General features: G+C 72.0%; 16 protein-coding genes. 5 read left to right on the top strand and 11 right to left on the bottom strand.

Going from position 1 to position 20,743, the window contains the following annotated elements:
- Window positions 1-208: 208 nt before the first annotated feature.
- The 3 genes from ACIP6W_RS02235 to ACIP6W_RS02225 form a co-directional block, all read right to left on the bottom strand.
- The gene (locus ACIP6W_RS02235; protein WP_400427972.1) at window positions 209-1,231 is read right to left on the bottom strand and encodes a hypothetical protein; all 1,023 of its coding nucleotides are present in this window, start codon (window positions 1,229-1,231) and stop codon (window positions 209-211) included.
- A 182-nt stretch (window positions 1,232-1,413) separates the two neighbouring features.
- A complete protein-coding gene (locus tag ACIP6W_RS02230) occupies window positions 1,414-2,004 on the bottom strand; it encodes a TetR/AcrR family transcriptional regulator (protein ID WP_066652370.1) in 591 nt (196 codons plus the stop codon).
- A 119-nt stretch (window positions 2,005-2,123) separates the two neighbouring features.
- On the bottom strand, window positions 2,124-4,364 hold the full coding sequence (locus ACIP6W_RS02225) for an MDR family MFS transporter (protein ID WP_066652372.1): 2,241 nt from the start codon (window positions 4,362-4,364) through the stop codon (window positions 2,124-2,126).
- Window positions 4,365-4,546: 182 nt separating this feature from the next.
- Between ACIP6W_RS02225 and ACIP6W_RS02220 the strand changes: the two genes are divergently transcribed.
- The gene (locus tag ACIP6W_RS02220) at window positions 4,547-6,367 is read left to right on the top strand and encodes a DEAD/DEAH box helicase (RefSeq protein ID WP_066652376.1); all 1,821 of its coding nucleotides are present in this window, start codon (window positions 4,547-4,549) and stop codon (window positions 6,365-6,367) included.
- A 180-nt stretch (window positions 6,368-6,547) separates the two neighbouring features.
- Here ACIP6W_RS02220 and ACIP6W_RS02215 read toward each other — a convergent pair whose 3' ends face one another.
- Window positions 6,548-7,477 carry an NAD-dependent epimerase/dehydratase family protein gene (locus tag ACIP6W_RS02215; protein WP_400427968.1) on the bottom strand — a complete coding sequence of 310 codons (930 nt, stop codon included), beginning with the start codon at window positions 7,475-7,477 and terminating at the stop codon, window positions 6,548-6,550.
- 121 nt (window positions 7,478-7,598) lie between these two features.
- On the opposite strand from ACIP6W_RS02215, the gene ACIP6W_RS02210 reads away from it, so the two are divergent.
- From ACIP6W_RS02210 to opgC, 4 genes are all read left to right on the top strand, one after another.
- On the top strand, window positions 7,599-8,348 hold the full coding sequence (locus tag ACIP6W_RS02210) for a TetR/AcrR family transcriptional regulator (protein ID WP_066652382.1): 750 nt from the start codon (window positions 7,599-7,601) through the stop codon (window positions 8,346-8,348).
- 115 nt (window positions 8,349-8,463) lie between these two features.
- Complete coding sequence (locus ACIP6W_RS02205) at window positions 8,464-10,491, top strand: glycosyltransferase (RefSeq protein ID WP_066652384.1); 2,028 nt, start codon at window positions 8,464-8,466, stop codon at window positions 10,489-10,491.
- Window positions 10,488-10,901 carry an ATP-binding protein gene (locus ACIP6W_RS02200; protein ID WP_066652386.1) on the top strand — a complete coding sequence of 138 codons (414 nt, stop codon included), beginning with the start codon at window positions 10,488-10,490 and terminating at the stop codon, window positions 10,899-10,901. Before ACIP6W_RS02205 ends, ACIP6W_RS02200 begins: the two co-directional genes overlap by 4 nt.
- Window positions 10,898-13,405, top strand: a complete 2,508-nt coding sequence (gene opgC / locus ACIP6W_RS02195; protein ID WP_400427964.1) for an OpgC domain-containing protein — start codon at window positions 10,898-10,900, stop codon at window positions 13,403-13,405. Before ACIP6W_RS02200 ends, opgC begins: the two co-directional genes overlap by 4 nt.
- Window positions 13,406-13,609: 204 nt before the next feature.
- Here the strand turns inward: opgC and ACIP6W_RS02190 are convergent, their stop codons facing one another.
- The 7 genes from ACIP6W_RS02190 to ACIP6W_RS02160 all read right to left on the bottom strand — a co-directional run bounded on the left by ACIP6W_RS02190 (window position 13,610) and on the right by ACIP6W_RS02160 (window position 20,712).
- Complete coding sequence (locus ACIP6W_RS02190) at window positions 13,610-14,488, bottom strand: hypothetical protein (protein ID WP_400427961.1); 879 nt, start codon at window positions 14,486-14,488, stop codon at window positions 13,610-13,612.
- A 135-nt stretch (window positions 14,489-14,623) separates the two neighbouring features.
- A complete protein-coding gene (locus tag ACIP6W_RS02185) occupies window positions 14,624-15,244 on the bottom strand; it encodes a response regulator (protein ID WP_400427958.1) in 621 nt (206 codons plus the stop codon).
- Window positions 15,241-16,605 carry a sensor histidine kinase gene (locus ACIP6W_RS02180; RefSeq protein WP_400427955.1) on the bottom strand — a complete coding sequence of 455 codons (1,365 nt, stop codon included), beginning with the start codon at window positions 16,603-16,605 and terminating at the stop codon, window positions 15,241-15,243. Before ACIP6W_RS02180 ends, ACIP6W_RS02185 begins: the two co-directional genes overlap by 4 nt.
- A 256-nt stretch (window positions 16,606-16,861) precedes the next feature.
- A complete protein-coding gene (locus ACIP6W_RS02175) occupies window positions 16,862-17,983 on the bottom strand; it encodes a Gfo/Idh/MocA family protein (RefSeq protein ID WP_400427951.1) in 1,122 nt (373 codons plus the stop codon).
- Window positions 17,980-18,825, bottom strand: a complete 846-nt coding sequence (locus ACIP6W_RS02170) for a ThuA domain-containing protein (protein WP_245171596.1) — start codon at window positions 18,823-18,825, stop codon at window positions 17,980-17,982. The genes ACIP6W_RS02175 and ACIP6W_RS02170 overlap by 4 nt, the downstream gene beginning before the upstream one ends.
- 49 nt (window positions 18,826-18,874) lie before the next feature.
- A complete protein-coding gene (locus tag ACIP6W_RS02165; protein WP_209683854.1) occupies window positions 18,875-19,765 on the bottom strand; it encodes a carbohydrate ABC transporter permease in 891 nt (296 codons plus the stop codon).
- Window positions 19,762-20,712 carry a carbohydrate ABC transporter permease gene (locus ACIP6W_RS02160; protein ID WP_066652406.1) on the bottom strand — a complete coding sequence of 317 codons (951 nt, stop codon included), beginning with the start codon at window positions 20,710-20,712 and terminating at the stop codon, window positions 19,762-19,764. Before ACIP6W_RS02160 ends, ACIP6W_RS02165 begins: the two co-directional genes overlap by 4 nt.
- Window positions 20,713-20,743: the final 31 nt, after the last annotated feature.

Here is a 20,743-nt window from a genome sequence, read left to right as displayed (position 1 = left end):
TACTCCGGTGCTCGCAGGCGGGCCCCCTTCGGCCTCCCTGTCCGTGGTCGACGTGAGACGCCGGCGTCGTGCCGAGACGCCGGCGTCGTGCCGAGACGCCGCCGAAGAGGACGGCGTCTCGCGCGATCGGGGGCGTCTCGCGGTGACGCCGGCGTCTCGGACCCGTCCGGCACGGCGAAACGCCGGCGTCTCGGGCCGGCCGCCCGGCTCAGGCGCGGTGCCGCGTCCGACGCGCCCGGCGCAGTCCGACCACGGCCGTGCCGAGCGTGAGGAGCGCCACGGCCCAGCCGATCGGCACGGCGGCATCGGCCCCGGTCCAGGCGAGCTCGCCGGCGGTGTCCGCGACGGAGCGGGCGCTCGACGGACCACCGTCCGGGTCCTGCCCGACCCGGGCTGCGGTGGTGGCGTCTCCCTCGGGAGCGGTCGCCGCCCGTCCGCCGGTCACCCGCACCGGGAACGTGGTCGCGGTGCCGTCGACCGACACCCGGACGGTCTGCGACGCCGCACCGGTGAAGGTCACCGTGACGGTCCCGTCGGCGCGGTCGACCCGGTCGGCGTCGTCGCTCGCACGGACCTCGGCGTCCTCGGCGACCGCCACCGTGTTGCCGAACCGGTCGGTCGTCCACGGTTCGAGCGTGAGGGAGCCGCCGAGCGCCACGCTCAGCGGATCCGGGTAGACCCTGCCGTCGGCACCGACCCAGGTGTACGTACCGTCCGACGCGGCGGGGACGGTGCGGACGACCACGCCGACGCCGGTGGCGGCAGCCGGCAGGACGGTCCAGCGCACCCAGTGCTCCGCGGAGCCGACCGCGGTCGTCGCGGTGACCCGCACGGTGGCGGTGCCCGCGTGGGTCGGGGTGCCGGAGAGCACACCGTGGGCGAAGGTCAGCCCGTCGTCCGGGTGGGCCGTGGCGCCGTCGGCGGTGGTGAGCGAGTACGTGGCTCCGTCGGCGTCCCGTGCGCGCAGGTCGGCGGAGGACGGTTCGCCGGCCCGGACGGTCGGGAGCACCTGGGGGGAGGACTCGCTGGTGGCCGCTGCCCAGGACGGCACGTCCGCCGTCGTCGGCGGGGTGACCGGTGTCGGCGACGACGACGCTGTCGACGCCGACACGGGCTGGGTGGCGCCCCGGGCCGTGGCGGCCGGCAGGACGCCGAGTGCGGCGGCGACCAGCACGGCGGCAGCCGCTGCGGTGGTGCGCGCTGCGGACCGAGCGCTCGGGACGTGGTGCATGGTGCTCCTCGCGGATCCCCGGAGCGTCGGGAGACCGCGCCGGGACCGGTCGTCGGGTACGTCCGGTGCCGCGAGCGTAGGCGGCGAGGAACCTTCGCGGACGATCGGTTGCGGCTTCCCGAAGGGACCCTGTGGAACCCCGCAGCGCCGTGCGGCACCGTGCGTCGCACCGCGGGCGCGGATCAGGACGCGGCGATCGCGCCCATCTCGGCGACGACGGTGCGGAGCTTCACCGCGAGCTCGTCGCTGTCACCGACGGTGTCGCGGTGCGCGACCTCGGACAGCGCGGACAGCACGAGTCCGACGGCCGTGCGAGCGGTCTGCTCGTCGGTGCGCGACGACACCGTGGCGAGGAGCGACTGCCGCGACTCGGCCATCCACTGCATGACCATCGGTGCCATCTCGGGTCGGAGCACGAGGAGCTCCTTCATCCGGCGGCGGTCCTGGGAGAGCGGGACGGTCGCGGCGATCAGGACGCACAGGTCGTCGACGAGTCGGCCGTCCGCCTCGGCGAAGCGCGTGGCCGCCCACTCCGGCACCTCGACGGTGTCGAGACCGAGCGCCGCGTGCGCCTTCGACGTGAAGTAGTTGAAGAAGGTCCGCGGGGAGACGTCGGCGTCGCTGCAGATCTGCTCGACGGTGACGCCGTCGAGACCGTGCTCGGAGACGAGCGTCAGGGCGGCGTCGTGGAGCGCCTGCCGGGTCTGCTGCTTCTTCCGCTCGCGCAACGTGCACGGCGCGGTGACCGGCTCCGGTGCTGCTGTGGTGCTCACGTGCACTCCTGTGGTGCTGGGCGGCCACCGTGTCCTGCGGTGGCCCGGGTCGTCTGCGCCGGACGGGTCCGGCACGGGGAGGCCGCCCGCACCCCGGGCGGGGTGCGGGCGGCCGGGGGTCACCGACGCTGGGTCGGCGTGGAGCCGGTCATCGGCCCGGTGAACGATCCGGCCTCGGCTGCCGCGAGCCCGGCGCGGGCCTCGAGCTCGGCCTCGGCCGACGGCGCCGAGCGGTCGACATCGGACGAGGAACCGTCGGACGAGGAGCCGTCTGACGAGGATCCGTTCGCGGCGTCGTGCTGTTCCTGCAGCGCCGAGCGCTGGCGCAGCGGCGGCACCCGGAAGAACCAGGTGAGCACGAAGGCGAGCAGGATCACGCCGAGTCCGACCCAGTAGATCGTCACGGACGAGGCGTTGAAGCCCGCCATGAACGGCCGCGTGAGGCGGCTGTCGGCGCCGGTGAGGAACGAGGTGTCGTTCGTGCTCGTCGCCGCGGAGTCCGAACTGGCGCCGTCGTCGATCTGCTTCGCCAGGGCCGGCGTGAGCTCGTCCACCCAGTACGACCGCTGCGAGGCGTTCGACCAGTCGACCGACACCGTGCCGTCCTGGACGCTGGCGTGCGCCTCGTCCGCCACGGCCTCGAGGGCTGCGGACTCTGCGGCCGGGGTGGCCGCTGCGACCTGCTGGTCGATCACGCCCTGCGCCGCGGCTGCGGGCACGGCACCGGCGGCGACCTGCTGCTGCACGGCCGCGGTGACCTGCTGCGTGACGGCCTGGTCGGCCGCCTGCTTCGCCTGCGCCGAGGCGTCGTCGAGCTTCCCCTGGACGGTCTGCTGCAGCGGGGTGGTGATCGGGGCCCAGATCGTGTCGATCGCGCCCTGGTTGGCCGGCTTGCTCGCCACCGCGGGGTCGAGTGCGGCCGACAGCGCCGGCTTGAGGTCGGCCTGGTTCGCGGTCGCCGTCAGGATGTTGCTCGGCATGACCGAGAACAGGATCGAGAGCAGCACCGCGGTGCCGAGCGTTCCGCCGATCTGCCGGAAGAACGTCGCCGAGCTGGTCGCGACGCCCATGTCCCGGGCCTCGACCGAGCCCTGCGACGCCAGGGTCAGCGACTGCATGACCGAGCCGAGCCCGAGGCCGATCAGGAACATGCCGATCATGAGGAACCAGAGCGGCTTGTCGATCGTCATGAAGGTCAGGACGACGTAGCCGGCCGACACCAGGAACGTGCCGATGACCGGGAAGATCCGGTAGCGGCCGACACGGGCGACGATCTGGCCCGAGGTGATCGACGCGATCATCAGCCCACCGACGAGCGGCAGCGTGGCGAAGCCCGACTCGGTCGGGGTCAGGCCCACGACGATCTGCAGGTAGAGCGGGATGGTCAGCATGGCGCCGAACATCGCGAAGCCGACCAGGAACCCGATGACGGTCGCCATCGAGAACGTGCCGGAGCGGAAGAGCTTCAGCGGGATGATCGCCGCGTCGCCCATCTTCGACTCGACGAGCAGCAGTGCGACGAGTCCGAGCGCACCGATCACGTAGCTGGCGATCGCGGCGGGCGAGCCCCAGCCCCAGGTGCGGCCCTGCTCGGCGACGAGCAGCAGCGGCACGAGCGTGACGATGACGGCCGTCGCGCCCCACCAGTCGACCTTCGGCTTGTCGCCCTTGCCGTGCACCTTCGGCAGGTGCAGGAAGACGATCACCATGATGAGCGCGGCGACGCCGATCGGCACGTTGATGAGGAGCACCCAGCGCCACCCGGTGATCCAGAGGATCTCGGAGGAGCCGGCGAGCAGGCCGCCGATGAGCGGTCCGATGACGGACGAGATGCCGAACACGGCGAGGAAGTACCCCTGGTACTTCGCACGCTCACGCGGCGCGAGGATGTCACCCATGATCGCGAGCGGCAGCGACATGAGCGCGCCGGCGCCGATGCCCTGCACGGCACGGAAGGCCGCGAGCATGAGCATCGAGGTGGACATCGAGGACAGCACGGCGCCGAGGATGAAGACGACGATGCCGAAGATGTAGAGCGGCCGTCGGCCGAAGATGTCGGAGAGCTTGCCGTAGATCGGCGTCGCGATCGTCGACGTGATCAGGTAGGCCGTGGTCACCCATGCCTGCTGGTCGAGACCGTGCAGGTCGTCGCCGATGGTGCGGATCGCCGTGCCGAACACCGTCTGGCCGAGGGACGACAGGAACATGCCCGCCATCAGGCCGTAGATCACCAGGAGGATCTGGCGGTGCGTCATGAGCGGCTGCTGGCCGGAGGTGCCGGGCGCGTGCGCGCCGGTCGCCGCGTCGGGGCCGGCGGTGTCGCGGCCCTGCTGCACCGAGACGGGTGCGGTGGCGGTCATCGAACTCCTTTTTCGTACTGTGTAACTTTGCAGACCGCGCAACGATACATCGGGTGGTTCCGAAATGCAACTAAATGGCGACGGACGGGAGGCGCGTCGCGGCGCCGCCACGCGCCTTCCGTCCGGCCACCGCTCGCCCGGTCGCGTCAGCGGGCGTCCGCCGTCCGAGGTACCGTTTCCCCATGAGCACGGACACCGCCACCGCCACCGAGACCGCCGACGAGGGGCCCGTGGTGACCTTCGCCGACCTCGGCCTGAGCGATCCGGTGCTCAAGGCCGTCAAGGACATCGGCTACGAGACCCCCTCCGCCATCCAGGAAGCGACGATCCCGACGCTGCTCGAGGGGCGCGACGTCGTCGGCCTCGCGCAGACCGGCACCGGCAAGACCGCGGCGTTCGCGCTGCCGATCCTGTCCCGCATGGAGTCGGGCAGCAAGGTGCCCCAGGCCCTCGTGCTGTCGCCGACCCGTGAGCTCGCGCTGCAGGTGTGCGAGGCGTTCGAGCAGTTCGCATCGCACATGAAGCACGTGCACGTCCTGCCCGTCTACGGCGGCCAGGCGTACGGCGTGCAGCTGTCCGCGCTGCGCCGTGGCGTCGACGTCGTCGTCGGCACGCCCGGTCGCATCATGGACCACATCGCCAAGGGCACGCTCGACCTGTCCCAGCTGAAGTACCTCGTGCTCGACGAGGCCGACGAGATGCTCAAGATGGGCTTCGCCGAGGACGTCGAGACGATCCTGGCCGAGACGCCGGACGACAAGCAGGTCGCGCTGTTCTCGGCGACGATGCCCGCGCAGATCCGTCGCATCTCGCAGCAGTACCTGAACGACCCGTCCGAGATCACCGTCAAGACCAAGACGAAGACCGCCGCGAACATCACGCAGCGCTACCTGATGGTGTCGTACCCGCAGAAGGTCGACGCGCTCACCCGCATCCTCGAGGTCGAGGACTTCGAGGGCATGATCATCTTCGTCCGCACGAAGAGCGAGACCGAGACCCTGGCCGAGAAGCTCCGCGCCCGCGGGTACGCCGCGGCGGCGATCAGCGGTGACGTCGCCCAGGCGCAGCGCGAGCGCACGGTCAACCAGCTGAAGTCCGGCAAGCTCGACATCCTGGTCGCCACCGACGTCGCCGCCCGTGGCCTCGACGTCGACCGCATCACCCACGTCGTGAACTTCGACATCCCCGTCGACATCGAGTCCTACGTGCACCGCATCGGCCGCACCGGTCGCGCGGGCCGCAAGGGTGACTCGATCAGCTTCGTCACGCCGCGCGAGCGCCGGCTCCTGTCGGCCATCGAGCGCCACACGAAGCAGCCGCTCACGCAGATGCAGCTGCCCACGGTCGAGGACGTCAACGAGACGCGCCTCAGCCGGTTCGACGACGCGATCACCGCGGCGCTCGAGCAGCAGGACCGCATCGAGAAGTTCCGTGACGTCATCGCGCACTACGTCCGCAACCACGACGTGCCCGCCGAGGACGTCTCGGCCGCGCTCGCGGTCGTGGCGCAGGGTGACTCGCCGCTGCTGCTCGACCCGGCCGACGACCAGCTCCGCAACCAGGTGGACCGCGACGGCCGCCGTGGTGAGCGCCGCGACCGTGACGACGACCGTGGTGGCCGCGAGGACCGTGGGCCGCGCCGCTCGCAGCCGATGACCGCCTACCGGATCGAGGTCGGGCGTCGCCACCGCGTCGAGCCGCGCCAGATCGTCGGCGCCCTGGCGAACGAGGGCGGCCTGCGGCGCGACGACTTCGGCGCGATCCAGATCCGACCCGACTTCTCGATCGTCGAGCTGCCCGAGAGCATGGACCCGGGCGTGCTCGACCGGCTCGCCGACACCCGGATCAGCGGGAAGCTCATCGAGATCGCGCCGGACCGCCGCGGCGGTGCCCGTCGGTACGACCGCGACGACCGCGGACCGCGTGCGCCCCGTCGGGACGACCGTCCCCGCCGTGACGACCGCCGCGACGACGACCGTCCGGCACGCAAGCCCCGGCACTGACCAGTCATCGGTCGGTCACTGACCGGCCACTGACCGGCCACTGATCCGCTGCGCGACCCCGTTCTCCGGGGTCGCGCAGTCGCGTCGCGGGACCCCATCGGCCCTGCCCACTGCCGGGCCGACTCCGGGACGGACGCGAGCCGCCCGCCCGTCGCGGGTCGTGCCTCCCGTCCGGTCGGCTCAGACGGTCAGCCCGTCCACCGTGCGGCGGCAGACCTCGTCCCAGGGCGTCGGGCCGAACCCGAAGTGCGCACGGGTCGCGGTGTCGTCGACCACGTAGGGGGCCGACCACTGGTAGCCGAGCTGCGCGACCTCCCGCATGAACGGGGACACCGCGCCGATCCCGCGGAGCAGGCCGATCGGCAGTGACCGCACGCGGACGGCGGGCCGACCGGCCGTCCGGAGCATCTCGGTGAGGACCTGCTCCTGGGTCCGCGGTGCGTTGGTCGGGACGATCCAGGTCCGACCGTGCGACCGCTCGTCGTCCGCCGCGGCGACGAGGAGCCGCGCGACGTCGCCGACGTCGGTGTACGAGTGCGGCTTGTCCGAGCGCCCGATCACGGTGACGGGCTTCCCCCGCATCGCGGTCGGGAGCACCCGCGTGACGTGCCCGTTGACGCCGGTGCCCGGGCCGACGTAGTCCGAGCCGCGGACCTCGACCGTGCGGATGCGTCCGGCCTCGTGCGCCGCCAGCGCGTCTGCCCACATCCGGGCCCGCAGGACGCCCTTGTGGTCGGTCGCGGCGTCGGGCAGGTCCGCGCGCATCGGTCCGTCGACCGGGCCGTACGGGTACAGGTTCCCGGTGATCGCGTACACGGCACCCGTCCGCTCGGCGGCGGTGAGGAGGGAGGACGCCAGCGGCGGCCACACCCGCTCCCACTGCGTGTAGTCGCCGGGGTTCGCGCAGTTGTGGAGTGCTGCCGCGCCGTCCGCGACGGCCGTCAGGGCGTCCGCGTCGGCGGCGTCGAGCCCGACGTGGCGGACCCCGGGCAGACCGGTGTCGCGTCCGGAGCGGGTGACGACGACGACCTCGTCGCCACGCTCGGACAGCAGTGCCGCAGTGTGGCGACCGACGGGGCCGGCGCCGACGACGACGTGGTGACGGGGCATGGTTCCTCCTGAGATTCGGGAGAGCAGTGCTCTCGGAAGCCATCATGCAGCCGGACGGGCTCCGATGCAAGAGCAGTGCTCTCGTTTGTGTGCAGTGCTCTCCCGTGGCACGCTTGACGGCATGGTGGAGAAGGCGAGGACCGCCCGGTCCCTGGCACGGGAGGCCGTGCACGCGAGCATCCTCGCGGCCGCGCGCGCCCGGCTCACCGAGGAGGGACCGGAGCAGCTGAGCCTGCGCGCCGTCGCTCGTGACGTCGGCCTGGTGTCCTCCGCCGTGTACCGGTACTTCCCGAGCCGCGACGACCTGCTCACCGCGCTGCTCGTGCTCGACTACGACGAACTCGGCGCCGCGGTCGAGGCGGCAGAGGCGCCGGTCGACCGGTCCGACCACGTCGGCCGCTGGGTCGCCGCGTGTCGTGCCGTCCGGCAGTGGGCGATCGGGCACCCCGGGGACTTCGCGCTCCTGTACGGCTCACCCGTGCCCGGGTACGTCGCACCGCAGGACACGGTCGAGCCCGCCTCGCGGACGACGCACGTGCTCGTCCGCGTCGTCACCGACGCGTGGTCGGGGGTCGCCGGGTCCGAGCTGGCTCCGGACTGGAGGCTCGGTGCCGGTCCCGCGATCGGCTCGCGGCCCGCAGCGCCGGGCGCCGTCGCCGACGCGGTCGCCTACACACGAGAGCGCGGCTTCCACGACGACCCCTCGCCCGAGGTCGTCCTGCGGACCCTGATCGCCTGGACGACGGTGTTCGGCGTCCTGTCGTTCGAGCTGTTCGGGCACGCGGTCGGCTCGGTGACCGACCCGGCGGCGTACTTCGACGAGGTGATCGTCCGCCTCGCGCACGATCTGGGGCTCGCAGCGCCCGGATGAGCCGATCTCACCCCGCGGACGGGGCGGCGGGCTGACAGCGGTGCCCTGCCTGCGGTAGACAGGGCGGTACGGCGCACTCACCCAGCGCTCGCCGGCTGCAGCAGGAAGGACGCCGATGACCGCGCTCGACGTCAGCCGTCAGGACCGTCGCCGACTCACCACCGGTACCCCGACCAAGCGGCTCGCGACCGTGCGCACCGTCGCGCTCCTCGCGTCGATCGCCGGCGTCAACTACATCGTCTGGCGCTGGATCGGCTCGGTGAACTGGCACTCGTGGTGGATCGCGGTGCCGCTGATCCTCGCGGAGACCTACAGCGTGATCGACTCGCTGCTGTTCGCGTTCGGCGCCTGGCGACTCCGCGAACGCGGGGAACCGCCGACGAAGCCCGCCGGGGACGTCACCGTCGACGTCTTCATCACGACGTACAACGAGCCGGTCGAGCTGGTCGTCCGCACCGCCCGTGCGGCGAAGGCGATCACGCACCCGCACGCCACGTGGATCCTCGACGACGGCAACCGCCCGGAGATGCGCGCCGCCGCCGAGTCCCTCGGCATCGGCGTGATCACGCGCGGCGCCGACTGGGTCGACCGGCCACGGCACGCGAAGGCCGGCAACCTCAACAACGCGCTGCTCGCGACGCAGGGCGAGTTCCTGCTCATCCTCGACGCCGACCAGGTCCCGGAGCCGTCGATCCTCGACCGGACGCTCGGCTACTTCAAGGACGAGCGCATGGCGCTGGTCCAGACGCCGCAGTGGTTCGAGAACGTACCCGAGGCCGACCTGCTCGGCAGCCAGGCGCCGCTGTTCTACGGGCCCATCCAGCAGTCGAAGGACGGCTGGAACGCGGCGTTCTTCTGCGGGTCGAACGCGATCCTGCGGCGCGAGGCACTCATGCAGCTCGGCGTGACCCGCTACGTGCGCGAGGTCGAGGAGTCCGTCGAGCGGACCATCAAGACGTCGCGGAAGCTGCTCGCACGAGCCCGCGAGACCGAGACCGACCCGCGGGTGCTCGACGCGCTCGACGGTGCGGAGCAGGTCGTCGACCGTGCCCGTGACCAGATCGACCGCGGCGAACCGCTCGGCGACGTCACCTACGACTTCCAGCGCGGCATCGACGCGATCGCGTACCGGTTCGCCGCCGCCGACCTCGAGTCGGTCCGCCGTGACCTGCAGGAGCTCGCCGCGATGTCGACCGAGGCGGACACCTTCGCCGGCCTCGACGACGCTGCCCTCGACGTGCTCGGACGACGGGACGCCTCGCCGGTGGCCGCGATCGAGTCCATCGCGGTGCTCGCCCGGGCGCTCGACGTGAACCGCGACGACGAGGCCCAGCCGATCATGCCGCTCGCCACGATCTCCGTGACCGAGGACATGGCGACCGCGATGCGCCTGCACGGCCTGGGATGGAGGTCCGCGTACCACGACGAGATCCTGGCGAAGGGCCTCGCGCCGGAGGACCTGCCCACCATGCTCGTGCAGCGACTCCGCTGGGCGCAGGGCACCATGCAGGTCTTCTTCCGCGAGAACCCCCTCGTGCAGAAGGGCCTGTCGTGGGGGCAGCGCCTCATGTACTTCTCGACCATGTGGAGCTACCTGTCGGGCTTCGCGGCGATCGTGTACATCGCGGCCCCGGTGCTCTGCCTGTCGTTCGGTGTCGTGCCCGTGCAGGCCTACAGCGTCGACTTCTTCGTGCGGCTCATCCCGTTCCTCGTGCTCAACCAGCTGCTGTTCTGGGTGGTGGCCGCCGGCAGACCCACGTGGCGCGGGCAGCAGTACTCGCTCGCGCTGTTCCCCGTCTGGATCGAGTCGGTGACGAGCGCGTTCGAGAACGTGTTCCGTGGCAAGCCACTGGGGTTCCGGGTCACGCCGAAGGTCAAGGACGAGTCCGACCAGCGACCGCGGTGGGACCTCGTGAAGCCCCAGCTGTACGCGATGGGTGCGCTCGTCGCCGCCCTCGTGATGATCGCGATCCGGTACGCCACGGGCCAGGCGGACGGCATCGCGCCGCTCGTGAACACCGCGTGGGTGATCTTCGACCTGTTCATCTTCAGCATCGTCGTCCGCGCCGTGCTCTACCGCGGACCGGAGGCGGGGACGCCGCAGTCCGAACACGTGTCCTCGACGGCAGGAGGCCCACTGTGACCGACCACGACCTGACCTTCGACGTCCCGGCCGTCGCCGAGTCGCTCGACGTCGTGCAGGACCGCTTCGGCGCCTGGTGGGACACCATGGCGATCGACGACGCCCGTCTCCGCTTCTCGCTCGAGACCGCCCTCGCCGAGATCGCCGCCAACATCGTCGAGCACACGCGACGCACCGATGCCGAGGCCGGCCGCGGGTACACGGTGGAGCTCTGCGCCACGGACCGTGAGCTCGTCGCGGTGCTCACCGACAACGGGCGCCCCGCCGACGTCGACCTGTCCGCCGTGACCATGGCCGACCCCGACGAGGAGAGCGGTCGCGGCCTCGCGCTGGCGATCGCCGCGCTCGACCGCCTCGAGCACGAGCACACCGGCGGCCACAACATCTGGACCCTGGCGTGCAACCGGTGAGGGGCGCGCTGGCGAAGGCCGTCGCGTTCCTCGTCGTCGTCGGGACGCTGCTGCTCGGCGGGGCGCTCCCCGCGTCGGCCGTGTCGGCTCCGGGTCGTGCCGGCGAGACGCCCTCCGACGGGCGCGTGTGGTTCGGCCCGGACCTCGACTGGGGGAGCGACGCCCCCGACGGGTACGAGGGTCGGCTCGGCGCGACGCCGTCGGTCTACGGGGTCGAGATCGAGTACCCCTTCGACCGCAGCGCACGGGACGAGTTCCTGCGGGCGACCCGCGCGGCGGCGACCCAGGGCGCGGTGCTCGCGGTGAGCCTGGAGCCGTCGCGGTCGCTGCGGTCCCTCACGAAGGCCGACGCCGCCGCGGCGAACCGGCTGTTCGAGGAGGTCCACCGGCAGTACGACACCCAGTTGCTCGTGCGCTTCGCTCCCCAGATGAACGGCACGTGGGTTCGCTGGGGACAGCAGCCGACCGCGTTCGTCCCGGCGTTCCGGACGCTGGCCGCGGCCGTGCACGCGGGTGACTCCGACGCTGCCATGGTGTGGTCGCCGTCGTACGGCGCGGGCTACCCGTTCGGCGAGTCCGCCGGGCGGCTGCAGACCCTGTCGGGCAGCGACGTCGCCGAGCTGGACACCGACGGCGACGGCCGACTCACCGCCGCCGACGACCCCTACGGCCCGTACTGGCCCGGCGCCGAGAGCGTCGACTGGGTCGGGCTGTCGATGTTCTTCTTCGGCAAGGGCAAGGCGACCGAGGCCGCCGGTCGCGACGTCCCGCTGACCCGCAACGAGGTCCCGCAGGACGGCGAGGTCGCGGCACGCTTCGACGAGACCTGGGGCTACGAGCAGACGCAGTCCGAGGGCACGTTCACCGAGCGCTTCGCACAGGGCGAGGACCGGCCGATGCTGCTCGACACCGGCGCGCTGTACGACCACTCGTTGCGCGGTGCGGCCGAGCTCCCGGTCAAGCAGGCGTGGTGGCGGCAGGTGATCGCCGCCGTGCAGGACCACCCCGAGGTCCGGGGCGTGACGTTCCTCGAGACGAACCGGCGCGAGCCCGAGGCCGGCAACCGCGTCGCCGACTGGCGGGACACGGCCGACCCCGGGATCGCCGGGTCCTTCCGGACGGACCTCGAACAGGCCGGGGCCTTCGTCCTCGGACCGGTGACGGAGCGCGTGACGACGCAGGAGGGTGCCGCGGCGATCAGCCAGCAGTACGAGACCGGCGGCGACCAGATGGCGTGGATCGTCTGGTGCGCCTTCGGCCTCGCAGCGGCGTTCCTGCTGAGCGGGCTCGTCGGACGGCTGCTGCCGAGCTGGCGGTACCCCGACGACGGCAAGCCCGGGCGCGACCTGCGCCTCGACCTCTTCCGCGGGTTCATCATCCTCGCGGTGGTGATCACGCACATCGAGATCGGCGGGCCCTACTCGTACATCACGCTGCACGCCACCGGTGCGATCACCGGCGCCGAGATGTTCGTGTTCCTGTCCGGCATGGTGCTCGGCATGACGTACCCGTTCGCGATCAAGAAGTTCGGCGAGTGGGTGGCGGCCGTCGGGGCGTGGAAGCGGGCGCGGAAGCAGTACGTCGTCACCCTGGCGGTGATCGTGGTCGTCTTCGCGCTGAGCTTCGTGCCGTTCCTGGACACCGATGCGATCACCACCTTCACCGACCGGGGGACCGGCACCGGGGGCGTCGGCGCCGAGGGCCGGGTGTACGACCTGTACCCGAACGCGATGCAGCTGCTGGCCTACCCGCCGCCCTGGTTCGCGATCCGGCAGTTCCTGCTGCTCGAGATGGGGCCGTGGCCGTTCAACATCATGGGCCTGTTCGTGGTGCTGAGCCTGTTCATCCCCGTCTTCCTGTGGGTGATCCGGCGCGGCTTCTGGTGGGCGCTGCTCCTCGTCAGCTGGGGGCTGTACGCGTTCCAGGCGCTGAACCCCGAGTTCCGCCCGCTGAACTCGCAGTTCGAGTCGGTGTTCCCGCTGCTCACCTGGCAGGTGGTCTTCACGCACGGCCTGGTGCTCGGCTACTACCGGCGCCAGGTGATCGGGGCGCTGACCGGCCGACTCGGCAAGGTCCTGATCGGCATCGGGATCACCGGGTACGCCGCGTTCCTCGTCTACGTGTGGGCGGGCGACCAGTTCGGGTTCACCCCGGCACCGTTCCCCGCGTCGATGTACAACGACCTGTACAACACGGCGTACCAGCGGGTGGACCTGCAGTGGGGGCGTCTGGTCGACATCGCCTTCTTCGCGATCGTCTCGTACGCGATCCTCACCGTGTTCTGGAAGCCCATCAGCGCCGTCATCGGGTGGCTGTGGATCCCGATCGGGCAGGCGAGTCTCTACGTGTTCGTCTGGCAGGTCTTCTTCGCGCTGGCCATCGCGTCGATCCCGGGCGTGGACTGGTTCAACGGCTGGATCGGCTTCGCGGCCCACACGGCCCTGATCCTGCTGGTCTGGTACATGATCCGGAAGCGCTTCATGTTCTCGGTCATCCCGCGCTGACCCGCGTGGGCGGCGTGGTCCGTCGCAGCGGGCTCCGAGTCTCGTCCTGACCGACGGTCCTCGCGGTCGGCGGCACGAGGACCGTCGCTGAGCCCGAGTCTCGGGCCGGGCTGGGCCGGGCCGGGCCGGGCGGGCGGGACGGAACGACGGACGGGAGGCGCGGTGCCAGCTGGCACCGCGCCTCCGGTCCGTCGCGTGGTCCCGTCAGCGCGTGGCGACGCGCAGCGGCTGCGGTTCCACCGGGTCCGGGGGGACCGGCAGGGAGCCGCGGACCTGGTTCTGCGCCTGGCAGTCGCTCGTGCAGTTCGTCGCGCCCTGCGACAGCTCGACCGCGTCCTCGCCGAGCACACCACCCATGCGTCCGCCGGGCTGGACCGTCCAGGTCGTGGTCGTCGCGGTCTGCGAGGTCTTCGTCGCGACCTGCGGGCTGTCCTTGCCGAGCAGCATCTGGTGCGCGTCGCTGCCCGAGGACACCGCCGCGACGCCGTCGCCGAAGTTGATCTTCCCCGTGTAGGGGTTGGTGAAGTAGAACAGCCCGGCCCCGAGCGTGTGCGTGAACGTCACGGGCTGGGCGAACTCGGTCTCCATCTGGAAGATCCCGCCCTGGGCGCCGTCCTTCGCCTGGATCTTGAACTTGCCCGCGCCGGTGCCGAAGATCGCCACGAGCGTGTCGTCGCGGACCTCGAGCGAGGAGAGCTTCGTGCCGGCGAGCTGCGCGGCGGTGAGCGACGGGACCTTCGAGGCGAACACCACGGTCGGCTTCGTCACCATCCGCTGGGTGTCCGGTGCCCCGGTCAGCGTGTAGTCGTACACGCCGAGGTCGGCGATGCGGATGTCGAAGCCGTTGTGCTTGCCGCGGACCGCGATGGTGCCGGTGACGGCGACGTCCTTGAGCTTGAAGTCCTTGCCGACCGCGGGGTTCGTCGTGGCGCCGTTGACGGTGACGGCGTAGTCCCCGCCGGTCGACGTCTTGCCGGACGCGTTCGCGGGGGACACCCCGACGAGGGCCGCCGCGGCGACGGCGCCGAGCGCGATCGCGGTGGCGATGCCGGTGGTGCGGCGTCGCGTGCGCTGGGTGGTCATGGGGTGCCTCCTGGGCTGGTCCGACGCGCCGGCGGTGGTCGCGTCCCTCGTGACGATCGTCGCCGGGACGCGGAGGCGGCACCATCGGACCTTGGTACTAGTACCCGCTCCGCCGGCGTGTGCACGGCCGGGTCGTCACCAGCCGTGGTCGCGGGCCCAGAGCGCCGCACTCGTCCGGTCGGCGACGCCGATGCGGCGGAACAGCGATCCGACGTGCACCTTCACGGTCCGTTCGGCGATCCCGAGCTCGGTCGCGATCTGGCGGTTCGACAGGCCGCGTGCGATGCGGTCGAGCACGTCGCGCTCGCGGGGCGGCAGGGCCGGTCCGCGGTCCCGCCCCGGAGCCGGCGCACCCGGCAGCAGGGCACGGGCGACGCGTGGGTCGACGGGTGCCTCGTGGCGCGCCGTCGAGCGGACCGCGGCGACGACCTCCTCCGGGGCCGCGTCCTTGAGCAGGTACCCGGTCGCCCCGGCGGCCAGGGCAGCGCGCACGCGGTCGTCGTCGGAGAAGGTGGTGAGGACGAGCACCCGGACCGTCGGCATCGTGGTGCGGATCACCCGCGTCGCCTCGACCCCGCCCGCGCCCGGCATGGAGAGGTCCATCACGACGACGTCCGGGCGCAGGGACGCGGCACGCTCGGTGGCCTCCTCACCCGTGCCTGCCTCGCCGACCACGTCGCAGTCGGTCGTGGTCGCGAGCACGGCGCGGAGGCCCTGTCGGACCAGGGCGTGGTCGTCGACGAGCAGGACCCTCACCGCAGCGACTCCGTCCTGGCGGGCAGCGTCAGCTCCCAGGCGGTCCCCGCCCCAGGTGCGGTCCGCAGCAGCAGCGCGCCGCCGGTGTCCTCGGCGACCTCGCGCAGGAGCGTCGTGCCGAGGTGCCCGGCGGGAGCCGGCCCGTCGAGGAGCCGCGGGTCGAACCCCACCCCGTCGTCGGACACGCGCACCACCAGGTCCCCGCGGTCGGTCCGCACCGACACCCGGATGCGGGTCGCGTCGGCGTGCTTCACGGCGTTCCAGACCGCCTCACGCACGAAGCGCACGACCGCGGTCCGCGCGGCCGTGGAGGCCTCGAGCGGCTCCGGCACGTCGACGTCCGTCACCACCCCCGCGGCCCGGGCACGGGCGCACGCGTCGTCGAGCGCGGCACCCAGGCCGTCGCGACCGGGAGCGGCCGGGCGGATCGTCGCCATCGAGGTCCGGAGGGCGGACACCGCCTGCCGGAGCGTCTCGGCGGCGGCACGGGTCTCGGGCACCGCACCGAGGGAGAGTGCGAGCCCGGCGACGTCCTGCACGGGACCGTCGTGCAGTTCGCCCGCGAGGCGTCGGCGCTCGGCCGCCTCGGCGTCGAGCGCGCGCCCGAGCAACCGCTCGCGGAGCCGCTGGCCCGTGCGGATCCGCACGAGCAGCCAGAGCAGCAGCGGCACGAGCAGCACGAGCACGACCCCGACGGTGCCGAACGCCAGCGCGGCGAACGCGGCACGCAGGTCGGCGGCGCGGGCGATGACCTGGTCGTACGGCCGGTACGCCTCGAACAGCAGGGCCTCGCCCGAGGGCGTGTGCACCGCCTGGTACGCCTCGAGCAGCGGTCCGTGCCCGCGTTCGTACCGGTTCTCGGGCTCGTCCAGGTCGGACACCTCGGCGTCGGACCGGTCGGACCGGAGCGCCGCGAGGTCCTCGTCGGAGAGCGGGAAGCGCTCGCCGACCAGCCGGGGTTCGTCGGACCAGAGCACGGTGCCGTCCGCACCCCAGAGCTTCAGACGCACCGTCGAGCCGGCGCGGGACTCGCCGGCCAGGGCGTCGTCGAGTCGTGCGCGGGCGACGGCTCGGGCGTCCGGGTCGCCGCTGGTGACGTCGTCCACGAGGGCGGGCTCCACCACCACCCGGGCGAGCGCAGCCGTGTCGGCGGTGGCGTCCCGCACGGCGAAGGACTCGGCGACGCGCTGCGACACGAGGGTGCCCGCGGTCGCGACGACGGCGCCGCCGAGCAGCGCGGCGACGACGACCCCGACGAGGACCCGCCGCCAGGGGGTCCGTGCCGCACGACGACGCGGGTCGGCGGTGACGAGCACGACCGGGGTCGGCTGCCCGCTGGTCGACGCCCGGTGTCCACGCACGGAGCAACCGTAATCGCCCTGAGCTGCACTCGCGTCCTGGTCGCGGATGCCGGACGAGCCGACCGTTTGCCGTGTGCCCGTTCCTCCCCATCACGCCTGGAGTGGGAAGCGGAACCGCGCGTACCTGGTCAGGAGGAACGACCTGGTACGCGCGGATCCGCCCGCGACGCGCGGATCCGTCCGGCGGGGTGGCGCGAACAGCGACGGACGGGAGGCGCGGTGCCGGCCGGCACCGCGCCTCGCGTCCGTGCCTGCGTCAGCCCGCGGGCGTGCGGTCCGGCGTGGAGGCGAGCGCCTGCCGCACCGACCCCCACGCGGCGAGCCGCTCCCGGACGGCGTCGTCCCGCTCGACCTCGAGCGCCGTCGCGTGCGCCTGCTCGAGCACGTCGTCGACCACGACGCGCTGACCCGAGCGGGCGGAGGCGATCGCCGCGTCCACCATCACCAGGCTCATGACGTTGCCGTGCACCTCGCCGTCGGGGGTGACCCCGGTCCGGACGGCCCGCACGAAGGACGCGAGCGCCCCGGCGATCTCCGTACCGACTCCCGGCGCACCCGCCGGCGTGCCGGGTGCGTCGTCGATCACGCTCGACGGGTCGTGGTCGCCGTCCCACGACGCCGACCCCGACGCTCCCGACGCGCGCCAGTCACCGTTCCACGACGTCTCGTCACCGGGCGCGCACCACGAGCCGTCGTAGACGTAGCGGACGTCGTCCTCGAAGGTGAACACCGCGGCGGCGTCCGCGTCACCGCGGTACCAGGACCACGACGGGTTCCACGACTCGCAGTACACCGACACCGGGTCGCGCTCGAGCACGTAGCGGGCGGAGTCGAAGGCGTGGATCGCCATGTCGAGGAGCAGGACGTCGTCCATCTCCTCGCGGAAGCCGCCGAAGTGCGGGGCCTTCGCGAACCGGGTGTTCAGGCTGCCGACGCCGCCGAGCGCGCGGACGTGCTGCCGGAAGGCCACGAGCTGGTCGTTGTAGCGGCGCGACTGCGACACCATGAACAGCTGCCCGGTGGCCTCGGCGGCGGCGGCGAGGGAGAGCGCCTCGGCGACGGTCTGCGCCGCGGGCTTCTCGCCGAGGACGGGGAGCCCCGCGTGCAGGGCGTCCATCGTCACCGGGTGGTGGGCGACGGGCACCGTGATGTCGAGGACGGCCTCGGCGCCGGTCTCCGCCAGGAGTGCGGGCAGGTCGCGACCGACCGGGATCGTCGGGGACCCGGCGAGCTCGGCCCCGGCTCGGGCGGCGTCGAGGTCGAGGTCGACGACACCGACGAGCTCGACGTCCGGGTCGGCGGCGACCGTCCCGAGCCACGCGCGGCCCATGCCGCCGGCGCCGACCTGCACGACCCGCAGCGGGGCGTGCTCGGTCATGCGCGGGCCTCGGCGGGCTCGGCGGGCTCGGCGGGCTCGGCGGGGTCGGTGGGCTCGGCGAGCTCGTCTTCGGGTGCGTCGTCGAACGGGCCGCGGTAGTGCTGCCCGTCGAAGTACTCGCCGAGGTCGTAGCGGCGCAGGGTCGGCAGCTCGCGCTCGCGCTCCGGTCGCGCCCACTCGGTCGCGTTCGCGATCACCCGTCGGACGTCCGGGTGGTGGTACACGGGGAAGTCCTGGTCACCGGGGGAGAAGTAGAAGATCCTCCCCAGGCCGCGGCGGTAGGTCATGCCGCTCCGGAAGACCTCGCCGCCGGTGAACCCGGAGATGAAGACCAGCTCGTCGGGCGTGGGCACGTCGAAGTACTCGCCGTACATCTCCTGCTCGGGGATGACGATCGGGTTCGGGACACCGCGTGTGATCGGGTGCTGCGGGTTCACGGTCCAGACGAGCTCCTGGTCGTGCTCGCTCCGCCAGCGCAGGGTGCACGTGGTGCCCATGAGCTTGCCGAAGATCTTCGACCAGTGGCCGGAGTGCAGGACCACGAGCCCCATGCCGGACAGCACGTGCTTGTGGACGCGGTCGACCACGGCGTCGTCGACGTCGGCGTGGGCGGCGTGCCCCCACCAGGTCAGGACGTCGGTCTCGGCGAGCACGGCATCGGTCAGCCCGTGCTCCGGCTCCTGCATGGTGGCGGTGCGGACGACGGCATCCGGCAGGTTCTCGCGGATGCCGTCGGCGATCGCGCCGTGCATGCCGTCTGGGTAGCGCTCGGCGACGTGCTGCTCGACCTGCTCGTGGACGTTCTCGCCCCAGACGGTGATGCGCAGCGGGGTGGTGGTCATGGTGTGGGCCTTCCTGGAGGGGTGGCGTGGAGCACGTCGGGGGCGGTCGTCACTTGACCGCCCCGCCGAGTGCACCGGCGGAGATGTAGCGCTGGGCGACGATGAGGAGCACGGCCGCCGGCAGGGACGCGAGGACCGACGTCGCCATGACGGGTCCCCAGTCGGTGACGTTCGAGCCGATGTAGTTGTAGATGCCGAGCGTGATCGGTCGGACCGCGTCGGTCGAGGTGAGCGTGAGCGCGATGAGGAAGTCGCCCCACGCGCCGAGGAACGTGAAGAGTGCCGCGGTGACGATGGCGTTGCGGCTGATCGGCAGCACGATCGACACGAAGGCACGCAGGTCGTTCGCGCCGTCGACGAGCGCGGCCTCGACCAGGCTCGGCGGGATCGACTCCATGAACGCCCGCATGAGCAGGATCGCGAAGGGCACCTGCACGGCGCTGTCGGCCAGGATCAGCCCGACGTAGCTGTTGAGCAGCCCGACGTTGTTGAAGAGCGTGTACAGCGCGTTGGCGATCACGATGCCGGGGATCATCTGGGTGATGAGCAGCACGAGCAGGAACACCTTCGTGCCGCGCATCCGGAACCGGGCGAGGCCGTACGCCGCCGGGGTCGCGATCGCCAGCGTGAGCACGACGGTGCCGAGGCCGATGATCATGCTCGACACGAAGTTCTGCCCCTGCTGGGCGAAGGCCGCCCGGTAGCCGGCGAACGTCGGGTTCCACGGGAACCAGGTCGCGGTGGCGGCTCCCGAGGTCGCCTGGAGGCTCGTGTTCACCATCCAGTACACGGGGAAGACCATGATCGCGAGGAACACGATCCCGAGGATGGTGAACGGCAACCCCTTCGCGGTGCGGCGCGGGCGGGGCGCTCGTGCGCTCCGCTTCGTCGTGATCGCGCGGGTGACGGTCACGGTCTGGTTCGCGAGTCCGACGCTCATTCGTCGACCGCCTTCCGGGAGATCGCGATGTAGACCATCGCGAAGACGAACGAGACGACGATGAGCACGTTGCTCACCGCGGCTCCGATGCCGAACTGGAAGTTGATGAACGACTGGTGGTAGGCGTTCGTGGCGAGCGTCTGCGTCGAGTTCGCGGGACCGCCGCCGGTCAGGCCGAGGATGATGTCGACGACCTTCAGCGTGTAGACGACCCCGAGCACGATGACCACGCTCACGACGCTCCGGATGCTCGGCCAGGTGATGTACCAGAACGCCTTGACGCCGGTGGCACCGTCGAGGGCGCCCGCTTCGTAGAGCTCCGGCGGGACGGACTGCAGCCCGCTGTACAGGATCGTCGTGTTGAAGGGGATGCCGAGCCAGACGTTCACGCCGATGACGGCGATGAGGGCCAGGCTCGGGCTGACCAGCCACGGCACGGGGCCGATGCCGACGACGCCGAGCAGCTGGTTCAGCGCACCGCTGTCCTGGTCGAGCAGCCACTTCCACACCGCGCTCGAGGCGATGAGGGGGAGCAGCCACGGCAGGAGCAGCAGGCCGCGCAGGAAGCCCGACAGCGGGAAGTGCCGCCGGAAGAACAGCGCGAGGCCGAGGCCGAGGACGAACTGCAGGACGATCGAGCCCGCGGTGAACAGGGCGGTGTTGACGACGCTGGTCGTGAAGACGCTGCTCGAGAAGACCGCGATGTAGTTGCCGAGGCCGACCCAGGGGGCCTCGCCGGTGAAGAAGGTCTTCGTCGTGTAGTCCTGGAACGACATCAGGATGTTCTTGACCACGGGGTAGCCGAAGAACAGGGCCACGAACACCGCGGCCGGCACGACGAACAGCCAGCGGGTGATGGACGACCGGATGCGCGCGCGGCGCTGTCCGGGGCGGGCGGGGGCCGCGGGCGTCGTCGCCCGGGGCCGGATCTGCGTGGAGGCGCTCATGTCAGGTCCTTCCGTCAGGGAACGGGGAGCC

The organism is Curtobacterium sp. NPDC088465 (assembly GCF_044753165.1).
Lineage (GTDB): Bacteria > Actinomycetota > Actinomycetes > Actinomycetales > Microbacteriaceae > Curtobacterium.
The sequence above is the reverse complement of the archived record's forward strand: the minus strand, read 5'-3'. Positions and strand labels throughout refer to the sequence as shown.